We start from the raw sequence: 14750 nt of genomic DNA on the forward strand, positions 1-14750 counted from the left end.
CAGTGGCTTTGATGACGGCCTTTGTGCCGGCGCAGGCGCAAAACCTGTTTGCACCCGTGGCACAGGTCGACGATTCCCTGATAACCGAATTCGAGGTGCAGCAGCGCATCCGCTTTTTGCAGATTCTTGGTGCGCGCGGGGGCACACGCGACGAAGTCATCAAGGAACTGGTGCGTGACCGTCTGCGCACCTCGGCCACTGAACAGGTCGGCATCACCCTCAGCTCGGATCAATTGCAGGACGGGCTGACCGAATTCGCTGCCCGCGCTGAGTTGTCCGCCGAAGAGTTTGTGGCCAACCTGGAACGCGCCGGTGTCGCGCGGGAAACCTTTCGGGATTTCATCGCGATCCAGTTGATCTGGCGCGATTATATCCGCGCCCGCTTTGGCGCTCGGGTGCAGATCAGCGACCGCGAGATTGATCGCGCCGTGGCAGGCGCCACAGCCAACAGCGGAATCGAAGTGCTGGTGTCCGAAATTATCATCCCCGCCCCGCCCGGACGCACGGAACAGGTGCTGGCGCAGGCCGAACAGATCGCCCAATCCACCTCCGAAGCCGAGTTTTCCAGCTTCGCGCGCCGCTTTTCCGCAACCGCGTCACGCGGGGCCGGTGGCCGTTTGCCCTGGACACCACTGAGTGAATTGCCGCCCGTGCTGCGCCCGCTGCTGCTGGCCCTTGGTCCGGGCGAAGTCACATCGCCCTTGCCCATTCCCAACGCCGTCGCCCTGTTCCAGTTGCGCGACATCCGCGAAACAGACGCGCCCGAGCGTCAGTATTCGGCCATCGAATACGCTGCCTACTACATTGCCGGGGGCGCACGCCCGAAGCCCTTGGCCGGGCCCGCGCGATTGCGGCACAGGTGGATCGCTGCGATGACCTGTACGGAATCGCCCAAGGGGAGCCGGAAACCAACCTTGATCGCGGTAGCCTGCCGCCCGCCGAAATCCCCACCGACATCGCCATGGAATTGTCGAAGCTCGATCCCGGCGAAACCTCGACGGCATTGACGCGCTCAAACGGCCAGACCCTTGTTCTGCTGATGCTGTGCGGGCGCACGCCGGTGCTGGAAGAGGATCAGGAAATCGACCGCGATTCCATCTCTGCACAGTTGCGCAACCAGCGCCTGAATGCCTTTTCCGAGAATCTGCTGGAGCAATTGGCAGCAGAGGCGACAATCACCGTCTTCGAATGAGCGCGCCGCTGATCGCCATCAGTTGTGGCGAACCGGCAGGGGTTGGCCCCGAAATTGCTGCCAAGGCGTGGGCCGCACTGCGCGATGACATTTCGATGCTCTGGATCGGCGATCCGCGCCATTTGCCCGAGGGCACGCCCGTGTCAGAGATCAGCGCACCCCAACAGGCCGCGTCGTTGTGCGGTGATGCCCTACCCGTGCTGCGTCATGACTTTGCCGCACCTGTCCGTCCCGGCGTGCCTGATCTGCAAAATGCAAGCGGCGTCATCGACGTGATCGCGCGCGCTGTCGATCTTGCGCGTTCGGGTGCGGTGTCGGCCATCTGCACGGCCCCCATCCACAAGAAAGTGCTGATTGACGGGGCGGGATTCGCCTATCCCGGCCACACCGAATATCTTGAGGCGCTGACAGATGCGCCGCGTGCCGTGATGATGCTGGCCAGCGATGCGCTGCGGGTCATACCGACCACGATCCACATCGCGCTTGAGGATGTGCCGGGCGCGCTGACCCCAGACCTATTGCGCCACACAATCGAGATTGCGGCCCACGACCTGAAGGCACAGTTTGGCATCCCCGCCCCGCGCCTTGTCGTGGCGGGCCTCAACCCGCACGCGGGCGAAGGCGGTGCGATGGGGCGGCAGGAACTTGACTGGATCGCGCCGTTGGTGGCCGACATGGCGGCCGAGGGGCTGGACATCACCGGACCTTGGCCGGGCGACACGCTGTTTCACGCAAGCGCCCGCAGCCGCTATGACGCGGCCATCTGCATGTATCACGATCAGGCCCTGATCCCGATCAAGACGCTGGATTTCGACCGCGGTGTGAATGTCACGCTGGGCCTGCCGATCATCCGCACCTCGCCCGATCATGGCACGGCCTTTGACATCGCCGGACAGGGCGTCGCCAATCCAACCAGCATGATCGAAGCCATGCGCTTGGCCGCCCGCATGGCCACTTCATGAGCGCCATCGACGACCTGCCCCCTTTGCGTCAGGTGATTGCCGATCACGGGCTGAGTGCGCGTAAATCGCTGGGCCAGAACTTTTTGCTCGACCTCAACCTGACGGCCAAGATTGCCCGGCAAGCGGGTGATCTCAGCGGAACGGACGTGCTGGAAATCGGCCCCGGCCCGGGTGGGCTGACGCGCGGGCTGCTGGCCGAAGGTGCGCGCCGGGTGCTGGCCATCGAAAAGGATGCGCGCTGTTTGCCCGCGCTGGCCGAGATTTCCGCGCGCTATCCGGGGCAGTTGCAGATCGTTGAAGGCGATGCGCTTGAGATTGATCCGCTGGTCCATCTGACGCCGCCCATCCGGGTTGCGGCCAACCTGCCCTACAACGTGGGCACCGAATTGCTGGTGCGCTGGCTGACGCCGCCCACATGGCCGCCCTACTGGCAGTCGCTGACCCTGATGTTTCAGCGTGAAGTGGCAGAGCGTATCGTGGCGCAACCGGGCTCCAAAGCCTATGGGCGGCTCGCTGTGCTGGCCCAATGGCGGTGCGAGGCGCGCATCGCGATGTCGCTGCCACCCGAGGCGTTTACACCCCCGCCCAAAGTCTCAAGCGCAGTAGTGCACCTGACCGCTCTGCCCGCCCCGAAATTCGAGGCCGAACCAGAGGTGTTGAGCCGCGTTGTGGCCATGGCCTTCAACCAGCGCCGCAAAATGCTGCGCGCGGCCCTTAAAGGGCTGGGACCTGATGTCGAGGATCGGCTGAGAACGGCAGGTATCAAACCGACCGAACGGGCCGAGCAGGTATCGCTGGAAGGGTTTTGTGCCCTGGCGCGGGCCGTGGCCGCGCCCTAGGCGATCACTCTGCCGCTTCGGGTGCAGACCCTTTGTCTGGGGCCGGTTCAGACGGCGCATCGGCATCTACATTGGGTTTGTTGCGCGGCTTGCGGCTGCGCGGAGGTTTCGGCTTGGGCTGGCTTTCGGGGGTTTCGACAAGATTGCTGTCGGCCCCTGCATCCATTACATCCGGTTGCGGCGCGTGGGCCGGATCGGATTGCTGCTCGCCCGCGCTGTCCTGACGCTGCGCATTGCGCTCGCGGTCACGTTCGGCCTGGCGATCACGCTCGGCCTGACGCTCGCGGTTCTGGCGCTCCTGCTCTTCGCGGCGGGCGTCGATTTCGCGCTGCGCCTCGCTCAGCAGACGCAGGTAGTGTTCGGCGTGCTGCTGAAAGTTTTCGGTGGCGACCCGGTCGCCTGACAGTTGCGCATCGCGCGCAAGCTGGTTGTACTTGTCGATGATCTGCTGGGGCGTGCCGCGCACTTTGCCCTCGGGACCTGAACTGTCAAAGACGCGGTTGACGACGTTGCCACCGCCACCGCTGTTGTTATTGCGGTTGCGACTGTTCTTGGACCGTGACCGTGATCTCGAAGATTTCATGGAGTTATATTCCGCTCTTGGCGTGTCTTTTCTGGATCAGCCGCAGTGCGTGTCAGCACCAGTTCACAATGTCTCGGCGATCTTGTGGATGGACGCCCGCACAATGCGCGGCCAGTGGCCAAGGCGTCTGTGTTATGAATAAGCATGGGAATGGGGCCACGACAAGGGCAAAAGGCAGTTTTTAGGCATTTTTGAACGGCTCACGCTGGATTCCGCGCAACCACGACACGCGGTCGCCCATCCAGATCAGGCAGAATCTGCACATTGCCCCAGCCTTCGTCTTCGAAAATCGCGCGCACGTCGTCGCCCTGCGTGGCCCCGAATTCGCAAATCACACGGCCCTGCGGTGTCAAATAGCTGCCCGCAAGCGCTGCGATCTCGCGGTAGGCTGACAATCCGTCGCCTTCGTCCGTCAGCGCCATGCGGGGTTCGTGATCGCGCAGTTCCGGCGCAACTTCGTCCATCTCGAAGGCGGCGAGATAGGGCGGATTGGCCACGATCAGGTCAAAACGCCCCTCCACGGGGTCAAACCAGCTGCCGTTCAACACCTCTGCCCGCGCGGCCACCTCGTGCTTAACCGCATTGGCGCTGGCTTGCAGGCAGGCCGCTTCGCTCAGATCGACACCGACGCCGCGCGCCTCGTCGCGTTCGGCCAGCAGCGTCACCAGAAGGCACCCCGACCCCGTGCCCAGATCAAGCACACGGTTGAAATCCTCGGCCAGTGCGGCCTCGATCAAGGTTTCGCTTTCGGGGCGCGGGTCGAGCACGTCGGCACTGACCGCAAAGCTGCGCCCATAAAAGCCACGCTTGCCAATCAGGTGGCTGACAGGCACCCGCACGGCGCGCAGCGCGATCAGGTTGTCATAGCGTTCGGCGATGTCGGGCGCGATGTCCTCGGGCGCAATCAGGGTGACACGGGCGGCGTCGACCTGTGCGGCATGGGCCAGCAGCACACGCGCATCCCGCGCCGGGTCCGGCACACCGGCGGCGCGCAGGCGCGCCGTGGCCGCCACCATCGCCTCGGCCGCCGTCATGTGCCCATCTCGGCCATCTGGCGGGCTTGCGCATCGGCTCTCAGCGCATCGATCACCTCGTCCAGATCACCCTGCATCACCTGATCGAGTTTGTAGAGCGTGAGGTTGATGCGATGATCCGTCATACGCCCCTGCGGAAAGTTGTAGGTACGAATACGTTCAGAGCGATCGCCCGACCCCACCTGTGCCGCCCGGTTGGCTGAGCGTTCGCTGTCCACACGGCCCCGTTCCAGATCATAAAGGCGTGCCCGCAGCACCTGCATCGCCTTGTCGCGGTTGCGGTGCTGGGATTTTTCGCTGCTGGTCACCACCAGACCCGTGGGCAGGTGCGTGATGCGCACAGCGGAGTCCGTTGTATTGACGTGCTGGCCACCGGCCCCGGACGAGCGCATCGTATCGATACGGATGTCGTTGGGGCTGATCTCGATATCGACCTCTTCGGCCTCGGGCAGCACGGCGACCGTGGCGGCAGACGTGTGGATGCGCCCGCCGCTTTCGGTGCTGGGCACCCGTTGGACACGGTGCACGCCGGATTCGTATTTCATGCGGGCAAACACATCCTTGCCTGTGATGTGGGCGACGACTTCCTTGATCCCGCCAAGCTCCGTTGCCTGTTCCTCGATGATGTCGACACCCCAGCCGTGGGCCTCGGCATAACGCATGTACATGCGCAGCAGGTCCCCGGCGAACAACGCCGCCTCGTCCCCGCCCGTGCCGGGGCGTATTTCCAGCATGGCGGGGCGCGAGTCGGCGGCATCCCGGGGCAGCAGCGCGATTTGCAGCGCGGCCTCGGCTGCGGGCAGTGCCGATGTCAGGCGCTGCATCTCTTCCTGCGCCAGTTCCGCCATGTCGGCATCACCCAGCATGGCCTTTGCATCGTCAATGCCGTGGATGAGGCCGATATATTCATCGATCTGATCCACAACCGGCTTTAGATCGGAGTATTCCTTGGCCAACGCCGCAATATCGCCCGACCCATCGGACATCGCCGCCTCAAGATATTGAAAGCGGTCTCTGATCTGAAAAAGTCTGTCCTGCGGGATCATGGGGCGGGTGTGCGACAAGGTTGCACTTTGGTCAAGGGGCGCACTGTGCTATGTTACGGGTATGACACGTGTTATCCTTCTTTCCCTGCTCATGGCCAGCCCTGCGGTGGCCGATGTCACCTCGCCATCCGGTAAGACGGTTGAATGTTATTGCACCGACAAGCAGCGCAACCGTGTGGAACTGGGCGAAACCGTATGTCTTCAGGTCGACGGACGTATGTTCATGGCCCAGTGCCAGATGTCGCTGAACGTCCCCATGTGGCGTGAAGTGCAGAAAGGCTGCCTCAGCTCATCCATCGAGAGTGGCAAGGACATCACCGAGCCGGGCGGCGTTTACCCCAAGATCTGAGTTGCCGAAACGCAACCGTCCAAACAGTTTGATCACGCCGTCCGCGTACTCAACCGTGGTGTAGTCGGGAAACCCCCACAGCTTTGATCGCGTCACGTAGGTTATGCGGCCCTCGGCGATGGACCCGGCCAATACTTCGGTGCGCGGCAAGGCCCGCATTGCTTCGTCAAGCTGTTCAAATGTACTTGCATCGCCTTCGATCACGCGGATCGCACCACCTTTCAGCGTCACATTCTCCTCAGCCGTGATGGACTGGTGCCAGCGTGCCACATCGGTAGGGGCTAAGCGCACATAGGCAGCAGCCAAAATGATGCAAAAAACAATAAAAAGAGCGACATACATAGCGATCTTCATCCTTACCTCTCTGCCTCTGGTCCATGTACCGCCTCAGCGGTATGCCACACCCGGCAGGATGCACAACAACTCGTAAAGCAGGTTCGCGCCTGTCAGCGCTGTGTTGCCTGTCGTGTCATAGGGGGTGAGACTTCGACCAGATCGCAGCCCACAACCTTCAACCCACGCAGCGCGCGGATCAGTTGCAGGGCCTGCGGTGTCGTCAACCCGCCAATTTCTGGCGTGCCCGTTCCGGGGGCATAGGCCGGGTCCAGACTGTCGATGTCATAGGTGATGTAGGTCGGCACATCGCCAATGTCGCGCCGGATCTCACCGCCAAGCGTGCTCAGATCGCGGCCCCACAGCTCATGCGCCGGAAACTGCTGAAAGCCCCATCCGGCAGCTTCGGTGAAATCCTCGGCCGAGTAGCCAGAGCCCCGCAAACCCACCTGATAGGTCTTTGAGGGCTGGATCAGCCCTTCCTCATGGGCGCGGCGGAACACCGTACCATGGGTTTCACGTTCGCCGAACATGTCGTCGTTCACATCCGCATGGGCGTCCACATGGATCACGGCAACAGGCCCGTGGCGTTTGGCGATGCTGCGCAGGATCGCCAATGTAATCGAATGGTCCCCGCCAATGGCGACGGGGATCGCATCATACTGCAGGATCGCGTCATAACTTTCGGATATGATGCGCAAACTGTCTGCCAGCGAAAACGTGTTGATGGCCAGATCGCCGATATCCGCCACTTGCAGGCTGTCAAAGGGGGCGGCCCCCGTGGCAAGGTTGTAGGGACGGATCATCGCGGATTCATTGCGCACCTGCTTCGGACCAAACCGCGTGCCGGAGCGCCACGAGGTCCCGATATCCATCGGAACCCCCAGCACGGCCACATCCAGTTTGTGCAACTCGTTGCTGGCAGGCAGACGCATGAAGGTGCCGGGGCCGGAAAAGCGCGCCAGATCGTTGCCGCTGATCGGCTGGTTCTTCGGGCTCACCCGCGCATCCTCCACCCCAGAAGCTGGCAAATCTCGACTGCCACATGGGCCCCGGCAATGGCTGTGGCCCCGGTTGTGTCAAAGGGGGGCGACACCTCGACAATGTCACCACCCTGAATGTTGATGCCCGCAAGGCCGCGCATCAGAGCCGCAGCTTGCGCCGAACTCAAGCCACCCCAGACCGGCGTGCCCGTCCCGGGGGCAAAGGCCGGATCAAGCCCGTCGATATCAAAACTGAGATAACAGGGGCGATCCCCGACGATCTCGCGCGCGCGCGCCGCTGCCGCCTCTGGCCCGATGCGGTGAAATTCTGGGGCGTCGATGATGTTGACGCCCAACGTGTCCTCATTGGTGGTGCGAATACCGATCTGGACGGAGGTCGCCGGATCAACGATGCCGGACTTCACCGCCTTGTAAAACATGGTGCCGTGATCGACCCGTGCCATGTCATCATCTGGCCAGGTGTCAGAATGGGCATCGATATGAACCAGCGACATCGGGCCGAATTTTTCGGCATAGGCCTTGAGGATAGGGAACGAGATGTAGTGATCCCCGCCCAAGACAACACTCGCCGCACCCGCCGCCAAAATCCCGCGAATATGATCAGTTAGCCCATCGGGAAAGGCAGGCACATTGGCATAGTCAAAGGCCAGATCGCCGTAATCGACAATCACCCGCTCGCTCATCACATCAAACGGCCAGCCATAGGGCGCGTCCGGGGCCTGCAGTGTCGATGCCTCGCGGATTGCCCGTGGCCCCAGCCGGGTGCCGGGCCGGTTTGTCACCGCCTGATCGAACGGCACACCGGTCACCGCAATATCCACGCCGGTCAGATCCTTTGTGTAACGACGGCGCAGGAACGACGTCGCCCCGCCAAAGGTCAGCTCGAACGACGGCCCCCTCGGATCGTCGCGGGTAAACGCATGATCCATCTGCGTCTTTGCATCTTCCAGTGCCATATTGCGCACCGTCCCTTCTTTTCTGATTTCAAAACCCGGGGTAAGGCCCAAAGGGCCGAGGGCCAGAGCCTCTAACGCACGGGCTGCGCCGTCTCGACAAGGCGGGCAAGGAACGACGCCCCGATCGGCGCAATCTCATCGTTGAAGTTGTATTTCGGGTGATGCACCCCGGCCCCGTCACCCTGCCCCAGCATCAGGTAGGCTCCGGGTCGAGCCTCCAACATATAAGAAAAGTCCTCGGCCCCCATTACGGGTTCCACGTCCGCTTCGACCCCGGCGTCGCCTGCAACCTCGGCGGCGACCTTCGCGGCAAAACCGGCCTTGGACATGTCGTTGACCGTGGGGGGATAGCCGAACTCGATCTCCAACTTCGCCTCGCAGCCATAGGCGGCAGCGGTCCCTGCCACCACCTCTTCCATACGGCGCACGACCATGGCCTGCACCTCCTTGTCGAAGGTGCGGATGGTGCCGTTAAGGTAGGCCGTTTCCGGGATCACGTTGTCTGTTGTGCCGGTGTGAATTTGTGTGGCCGAAATGACCAGTTGATCCAGTGGCCTGTGATTGCGGCTGACGATGGTTTGCAGGCCAGTGACAATGGCACAGGCCGCCACAACCGGATCGACCGTGTCATGGGGGCGTGCGGCGTGCCCGCCCTTGCCGGTCACAGTGATGTGGAATGTATCGGCTGCCGCCATGATCGGACCGGCGCGGGTGTGGAATTTGCCGAAATCCTTACCGGGCGCGTTGTGGATCGCGTAAACCTGCGCAATGTCGAACGTGTCCATGATGCCCTGCTGCACCATGACTTCGCCGCCACCCCCGGCCTCTTCCGCCGGTTGAAAGATCAGCGCGACCTTGCCTGCGAAATTACGCGTCTCGGCCAGATATTTTGCAGCACCCAGCAGCATTGCCGTGTGCCCGTCATGGCCGCAGGCATGCATCTGCCCCGGATGGGTCGAGGCATAAGCGACCCCGGTTTCCTCGGTGATCGGCAGCGCGTCGAAATCCGCGCGCAGCCCGATGGTCGGCCCGTCGCCCTTGCCTTCGATGATCGCCACAATGCCGGTCTGTGCAATCCTGTCATGGATCGCATCCACCCCGATCTCTTCCAGCCGCGCCTTGATAAAGGCCGACGTCTTGGGGCAATCGAATGACAGTTCGGGGATCGTGTGCAGATGCTGACGCCACGCGGTCATTTCGGGGCCGAGATCGCCGATGCGGTTGATGATTGCCATGGGTGGACTCCTATCGCCGAGATACGTCAGATGGCAGCAAATCCGAAACCCGAAAGGCTTGCAATGGCTGACGATCTGATAAACGACCAAACTGCCGGGATCGAGCGGCTTTTGGAGATCATGCGCCGTCTGCGCGACCCGGAAACGGGCTGTCCGTGGGATATCGAGCAGACATTCCAGACCATTGCCCCCTACACGATCGAGGAAGCCTATGAGGTTGCCGACGCCATAGAACGGCAGGATTGGCCCGAGCTTGAGGGCGAATTGGGCGATTTGCTGCTGCAATCGGTCTATCACACCGCCATCGGGGAGGAGGCCGGGTATTTCACGTTTCAATCCGTCGTCACCAACATCTCTGACAAGATGGTGGCGCGCCATCCGCATGTTTTTGGGGACGAAAGCCGCGACAAGTCTGCCGAACAGCAAACCCGCGACTGGGAAGCGATCAAGGCAGCTGAGCGTGACGGAAAAGCGCAAAAGGGGACGTTAGACGGGATAGCGATGAACCTCCCGGCCCTGCTGCGGGCGCTCAAGCTGCAAAAGCGGGCCGCCCGTGTCGGCTTTGACTGGCCGGATGTGTCCCACGTGCTGGACAAGATCGTCGAGGAAGCAGGCGAGCTGGTCGAGGCGCGCGACAGCATGGGGCACGAACAGATGGTCGATGAAATGGGCGATCTGCTGTTCGTTATGGCCAATCTGGCCCGCCATCTCGACATCGACCCCGAAGAGGCGTTGCGACGCACCAACGCCAAGTTCACCCGCCGCTTTGGCGCCATCGAGACAGCTCTTGCTGCACGCGGGAAACGGCCCGAAGACAGCACACTCGAAGAGATGGATGCGCTGTGGAACGAGGTCAAAACCTCTGAAAAGGCGCAAAAATCATAGGCAGGTCCACCCGCGCTGGACACGGGCCGGCATCGCATTACCCTAACGCAGTCCGGGCAGGAGAAAACACATGACAGCACGCAAGATCATCATCGATACCGACCCCGGGCAAGACGATGCGGTCGCGATACTGCTTGCCCTGGCCAGCCCCGAAGAGATCGACGTGCTTGGCATCACGGCGGTGGCAGGCAATGTTCCGCTTGATCTGACGTCTAGGAATGCGCGCATTATCTGCGAGTTGGCGGGCAAAGTTGATGTTCCGATTTATGCCGGATGTGATCGCCCCCTCGGGCGCGATCTGGTCACCGCAGAGCACGTGCATGGCAAGACCGGCCTTGATGGCCCGGACCTGCCCGACCCGACCATGCCGCTGCAAGACGGCCACGCGGTCGATTACATCATCGAGACCGTGCGCAATGCCGATCCCCGCACGATCAGCCTGTGCCCGCTTGGCCCGCTCACAAACATTGCGACCGCATTGCAAAAGGCCCCGGACATTGCCGAGCGCATCCAGCAGATCGTCCTGATGGGTGGCGCGTATTTCGAAGTGGGGAACATCACCCCCACGGCGGAATTCAACATCTACGTCGACCCGCAAGCCGCTGATATTGTGTTTAGAAGCGGGATAGACATCGTGGTGATGCCGCTGGACGTCACCCACAAGGCGCTGGTCACGAAACAGCGCAACGACGCCTTTCGTGCGCTCGACACTCCCGTCGGCATTGCCGTGGCCCAGATGACCGACTTCTTTGAGCGCTTCGACAAGGAAAAATACGGCTCTGCCGGGGCGCCGCTGCACGATCCCTGCGTCACTGCCTACCTGATCCGCCCCGACCTGTTCACCGGACGGCGCGTCAATGTCGAGATCGAGACCCAGTCCGAACTTACAATGGGCATGACTGTCGCCGACTGGTGGGGCGTGACGGAACGTGCACCAAACGCGCTGTTCATCGGCGATCTGGATGCGGACGGATTCTTTGCACTGTTAACGGAACGACTGGCGCGCCTGTGACCCTGCTGGTCGCTTATGACGACACCTGGCCTGAGCAGGCGGACACCGAGGCGCGGCGCTGGCACGCACATGTCGGCGGGATCGTCACGGTGCACCATATCGGCTCTACCGCCATTCCGGGTCTGCCCGCCAAGCCGATCATCGACCTCATTCCCGTCTTTGAAGACGAGGCCGCCGCGGATGCGGCACGCGCGACCGTCGAGGCCATGGGTTTTGAATGGATGGGGCCATTCGGGCTTGCCGGGCGACGCTATTGCCGCCGCTCAGACCCCGACAGCGGGAAACGGCTGATCCAAGCCCATGCCTATGTGCAGGGACACGCAGATATTCGCCGTCACCTCGCCTTTCGTGATGCCTTGCGCGCCAACGCGGCCTTGCGGGTTGCTTACGCCTCTGTCAAAGCCGCCTGTGCGGCCCGTCATCCCGAAGGCGGGGCCGCATACGGGGATTGCAAGTCCGACTGGATTTCCAAGACCGAAGCCAGAGCATTGGAGCGTGACAGATGAGTGCCGTCCTGACCCTCGCCACAAAGGATCACTTTGATCGGCTGTTGCCGCTGGTTGCGTCCTTTCATGACGAGGCCGGGATCACCCTGACGGATGCGCAACGCGAGGCCGCGATTGCGCCGCTTCTGGATGGCTCCCCGCATGGGGCCGCCTACCTGATCGGTCCACCGCGTGCGCCCATTGGCTACATCGTTGTGTCCTTTGGCTGGTCGCTGGAATTTGGCGGCATGGACGGGTTCGTTGACGAACTGTTCGTCCGCCCCGGTGTGCGCAAGCGTGGGATCGCCAGCGAAGTGCTGATCGCCCTGCCCCGCGCCCTGTCCGGCGTCGGCCTCAAGGCGCTGCATCTCGAAGTCAGCACCCAGAACAAAAGCGCCCAAAAGCTCTACAGGCGCGCAGGGTTCGGTTTGCGCGACGGCTACCACCTGATGACGCGCACCTTCTAGGAAATCCGCCCCGTCCGGCTTATGTGTGGGGCATGACAGTGCACATCCCCTTCGACAACAGCTATGCCACCCTTCCCGGCGCGTTCTACACGCGCCTTGATCCAACGCCTGTATCCGCGCCGAACATGCTGGCGTGGAATGACGCCCTAGCCACCGAGTTGGGGATCGCAAAGCCAGACGCACAGGTTTTTGCCGGAAACACCGTGCCCGACGGGGCCGCACCCCTTGCCCAGCTTTATGCGGGCCATCAGTTCGGAACCTACAATCCGCAACTGGGCGACGGGCGCGCCATCCTGCTGGGCGAAGTCATCGACACCTGCGGCGTGCGGCGCGACATCCAGTTGAAAGGATCTGGCCCGACCCCCTATTCCCGCATGGGCGACGGGCGGGCGTGGCTGGGCCCGGTTTTGCGCGAATACGTGGTGAGCGAGGCCATGCACGCCCTTGGCATCCCCACCACGCGGGCCCTTGCGGCAGTGGCCACGGGCGATCCGGTTTACCGCGAACAGGGCGCGTTGCCCGGTGCGGTGCTGACCCGCGTGGCCGCCAGCCATCTGCGAGTCGGCACCTTCCAGATCTTTGCCCATCGCGGCCATATCGACGAATTGCGCACGCTGACCGATTACGCCACTGCGCGCCACTGGCCAGATCCGGATGGCCCCATGGGTCTGCTGGCGGCGGTCTGTGCAGCACAGGCCGAACTGGTGGCGGCGTGGATGTCTGTCGGCTTTATCCACGGTGTGATGAACACCGACAACTGCACCATTTCGGGTGAAACCATCGACTATGGCCCCTGTGCCTTCATGGATGCCTATTCCGAGGGGCGCGTGTTTTCCTCCATCGACCAGATGGGGCGCTATGCCTTTGGCAACCAGCCCAGGATTGCGGTGTGGAACATGGCGCAACTGGCCACGGCACTGATCCAGCTGTTCGAGGACAAGGACAAGGCGGTTGAAGAGGCCACCGCAATCGTCCACGCGATGCCGGGCCAGTTGCAGGCCGCATGGCTGCGCCGGTTCGGGGCCAAGATCGGGTTGACGGATGCGAGCGCTGAGGATCAGCCGCTGATCGAGGATTTGCTGGCATTGATGCAGACGCAAGGGACCGATTTCACCAACACATTCGCAGCGCTCAGGACCGATACGGCGCGCGATCAGTTCACCGACCGCGACGCCTTTGATCAATGGGCGACACGCTGGCAGGCATGCAACCCCGACACAGACCTGATGGCCACCACCAACCCGCAGATCATCCCCCGCAACCACCGGATCGAAGCGATGATCGAGGCTGCGGTAGCGGATGACATGGCGCCGTTCGAACGGCTGATGGGCGCGCTATCGCAACCTTACGAAGTCACTGACGCCAACCTGCACCGCCCCCCGACCGCGCAGGAAATCGTACCTGCCACCTTCTGCGGCACCTAAGGTCTGTTGATCAGCACAAGGCCTGCGGCAACCAGCCCAAGGGCCAGCCAGATGCTCAGCCCGATCTGTTCGCCAAGGATCAGCCAGCCCAGAAGCACCGAAAACACCGGCGACAGAAAGCTGAAAGAGGCCACGCCGGAAGCCGGATAGATCTTGAGCAACCAGAACCAGAACAAGAAACCGAAGCTGGCAATGGCGATGATCTGATAGATCAGGCCTGCGATGTGGATTGGCTGCAGATCGCGGATCAGGTCGCCAAAGAACAGCGAGGCGACCAGCAACAGCGGGGCCGAAATCAGCAATTGCCAGACCAGTTGCTGTTCTGCCGGTGCCGCGCTGAGCGGGGTTACGCGCACAGCAAGCGCAATGCCCGCCCAGCAGATGCCCGCTCCGACAGCGCATAGATCGCCCAAAAGGCTCGCCTGCCCTGTGCTGCGATCCGCCAGCGCCAGAACCACACCGCCCATCGCGATTGCCATGCCCGCCAGCCGCTTGGCCGACAGGCGTTCACCGGGCAACAGCACGTGGCTGGCAAGGGCCAGCCAGATCGGCATCGCATAAAACAGGATCGATGCGCGTGAGACCGTGGTGAGGTCGAGTGCATTGAAAAGCAGAATGAATTCAACAGCAAAGAGAGTTCCTGCCAGAACACCACCCGGCACGCTTGCGCGCGGCAGGCGCAGGGGAATGCCGCGCGCCTTCATCCAGATCACCAGCACCATTCCCGCCCCGACGGATCGGAGCGCGGCCATGAACACAGGCTGAAAGCCACCGTTTGACACCTTCACCACCACCTGGTTGAGCGCGAGGTTGAGTGCAAAGGCCGTCAAGGCCACGGCGCCGATCAGATCGATATGGGTTCTGCGCTTCATCGGCGCACTTGGCGCGGGCTTTTCAAGCGATGTCAATTCCTTGCAAACATTCCCCGCTGACCCTGCAGCGTT

Annotated in this window: 17 protein-coding genes and 1 pseudogene; 10 read left to right on the forward strand and 8 right to left on the reverse strand. The window is 62.4% G+C overall.

What is annotated here, in order from left to right:
- The first annotated feature begins 11 nt into the window (after positions 1-11).
- From ACERZ8_RS16000 to rsmA, 4 genes are read left to right on the forward strand one after another with little or no spacing between them, the layout of a single operon-like run.
- A complete protein-coding gene (locus tag ACERZ8_RS16000) occupies positions 12-1007 on the forward strand; it encodes a peptidylprolyl isomerase (RefSeq protein WP_407593146.1) in 996 nt (331 codons plus the stop codon).
- Positions 962-1192, forward strand: a complete 231-nt coding sequence (locus tag ACERZ8_RS16005; protein ID WP_407593147.1) for a hypothetical protein — start codon at positions 962-964, stop codon at positions 1190-1192. Before ACERZ8_RS16000 ends, ACERZ8_RS16005 begins: the two co-directional genes overlap by 46 nt.
- Positions 1189-2154, forward strand: coding sequence for a 4-hydroxythreonine-4-phosphate dehydrogenase PdxA (gene pdxA, locus ACERZ8_RS16010; protein ID WP_407593149.1), 966 nt, complete (start codon positions 1189-1191; stop codon positions 2152-2154). Before ACERZ8_RS16005 ends, pdxA begins: the two co-directional genes overlap by 4 nt.
- Entirely contained in the window at positions 2151-2993 is an 843-nt protein-coding gene (rsmA, locus tag ACERZ8_RS16015; RefSeq protein ID WP_407593150.1) for a 16S rRNA (adenine(1518)-N(6)/adenine(1519)-N(6))-dimethyltransferase RsmA, read from the forward strand. Before pdxA ends, rsmA begins: the two co-directional genes overlap by 4 nt.
- Positions 2994-2997: 4 nt before the next feature.
- On the opposite strand, the gene ACERZ8_RS16020 is transcribed toward rsmA, so the two are convergent.
- The 3 genes from ACERZ8_RS16020 to prfA all read right to left on the reverse strand — a co-directional run bounded on the left by ACERZ8_RS16020 (position 2998) and on the right by prfA (position 5656).
- Positions 2998-3576 carry a DUF4167 domain-containing protein gene (locus tag ACERZ8_RS16020; RefSeq protein WP_407593151.1) on the reverse strand — a complete coding sequence of 193 codons (579 nt, stop codon included), beginning with the start codon at positions 3574-3576 and terminating at the stop codon, positions 2998-3000.
- Positions 3577-3776: 200 nt separating this feature from the next.
- On the reverse strand, positions 3777-4610 hold the full coding sequence (prmC, locus tag ACERZ8_RS16025) for a peptide chain release factor N(5)-glutamine methyltransferase (protein WP_407593152.1): 834 nt from the start codon (positions 4608-4610) through the stop codon (positions 3777-3779).
- On the reverse strand, positions 4607-5656 hold the full coding sequence (gene prfA, locus ACERZ8_RS16030) for a peptide chain release factor 1 (protein ID WP_407593153.1): 1050 nt from the start codon (positions 5654-5656) through the stop codon (positions 4607-4609). Before prfA ends, prmC begins: the two co-directional genes overlap by 4 nt.
- Before the next feature lie 61 nt (positions 5657-5717).
- Between prfA and ACERZ8_RS16035 the strand changes: the two genes are divergently transcribed.
- Entirely contained in the window at positions 5718-6005 is a 288-nt protein-coding gene (locus tag ACERZ8_RS16035; RefSeq protein ID WP_407593154.1) for a hypothetical protein, read from the forward strand.
- Here ACERZ8_RS16035 and ACERZ8_RS16040 read toward each other — a convergent pair.
- From ACERZ8_RS16040 to ACERZ8_RS16055, 4 genes and pseudogenes are all read right to left on the reverse strand, one after another.
- Entirely contained in the window at positions 5946-6359 is a 414-nt protein-coding gene (locus ACERZ8_RS16040; RefSeq protein ID WP_407593155.1) for a DUF1499 domain-containing protein, read from the reverse strand. The genes ACERZ8_RS16035 and ACERZ8_RS16040 overlap by 60 nt on opposite strands.
- Positions 6360-6392: 33 nt before the next feature.
- A pseudogene (speB, locus tag ACERZ8_RS16045) lies at positions 6393-7339 on the reverse strand (agmatinase).
- Positions 7336-8298, reverse strand: coding sequence for an agmatinase (gene speB, locus ACERZ8_RS16050; RefSeq protein WP_407593156.1), 963 nt, complete (start codon positions 8296-8298; stop codon positions 7336-7338). The pseudogene speB (ACERZ8_RS16045) and the gene speB (ACERZ8_RS16050) overlap by 4 nt, the downstream one beginning before the upstream one ends.
- A gap of 71 nt (positions 8299-8369) precedes the next feature.
- The gene (locus tag ACERZ8_RS16055) at positions 8370-9533 is read right to left on the reverse strand and encodes a M20 aminoacylase family protein (RefSeq protein WP_407593157.1); all 1164 of its coding nucleotides are present in this window, start codon (positions 9531-9533) and stop codon (positions 8370-8372) included.
- A gap of 63 nt (positions 9534-9596) precedes the next feature.
- Here ACERZ8_RS16055 and mazG point away from each other — a divergent pair, with 63 nt between their 5' ends.
- From mazG to ACERZ8_RS16080, 5 genes are all read left to right on the forward strand, one after another.
- The gene (gene mazG, locus ACERZ8_RS16060) at positions 9597-10418 is read left to right on the forward strand and encodes a nucleoside triphosphate pyrophosphohydrolase (RefSeq protein ID WP_407593158.1); all 822 of its coding nucleotides are present in this window, start codon (positions 9597-9599) and stop codon (positions 10416-10418) included.
- A 70-nt stretch (positions 10419-10488) separates the two neighbouring features.
- Positions 10489-11430: a nucleoside hydrolase gene (locus ACERZ8_RS16065; protein ID WP_407593159.1), complete on the forward strand. Its 942-nt coding sequence runs from the start codon at positions 10489-10491 to the stop codon at positions 11428-11430.
- Positions 11427-11936, forward strand: coding sequence for a GrpB family protein (locus ACERZ8_RS16070; RefSeq protein WP_407593160.1), 510 nt, complete (start codon positions 11427-11429; stop codon positions 11934-11936). Before ACERZ8_RS16065 ends, ACERZ8_RS16070 begins: the two co-directional genes overlap by 4 nt.
- A complete protein-coding gene (locus ACERZ8_RS16075) occupies positions 11933-12382 on the forward strand; it encodes a GNAT family N-acetyltransferase (protein WP_407593161.1) in 450 nt (149 codons plus the stop codon). Before ACERZ8_RS16070 ends, ACERZ8_RS16075 begins: the two co-directional genes overlap by 4 nt.
- A 32-nt stretch (positions 12383-12414) precedes the next feature.
- A complete protein-coding gene (locus tag ACERZ8_RS16080) occupies positions 12415-13806 on the forward strand; it encodes a protein adenylyltransferase SelO (RefSeq protein ID WP_407593162.1) in 1392 nt (463 codons plus the stop codon).
- On the opposite strand, the gene ACERZ8_RS16085 is transcribed toward ACERZ8_RS16080, so the two are convergent.
- On the reverse strand, positions 13803-14678 hold the full coding sequence (locus ACERZ8_RS16085; RefSeq protein WP_407593163.1) for a DMT family transporter: 876 nt from the start codon (positions 14676-14678) through the stop codon (positions 13803-13805). The two genes, ACERZ8_RS16080 and ACERZ8_RS16085, sit on opposite strands and share 4 nt — an antisense overlap.
- Between the last annotated feature and the right edge of the window lie 72 nt (positions 14679-14750).

It is taken from the genome of Tateyamaria armeniaca (assembly GCF_045797845.1).
GTDB lineage: Bacteria > Pseudomonadota > Alphaproteobacteria > Rhodobacterales > Rhodobacteraceae > Tateyamaria > Tateyamaria armeniaca.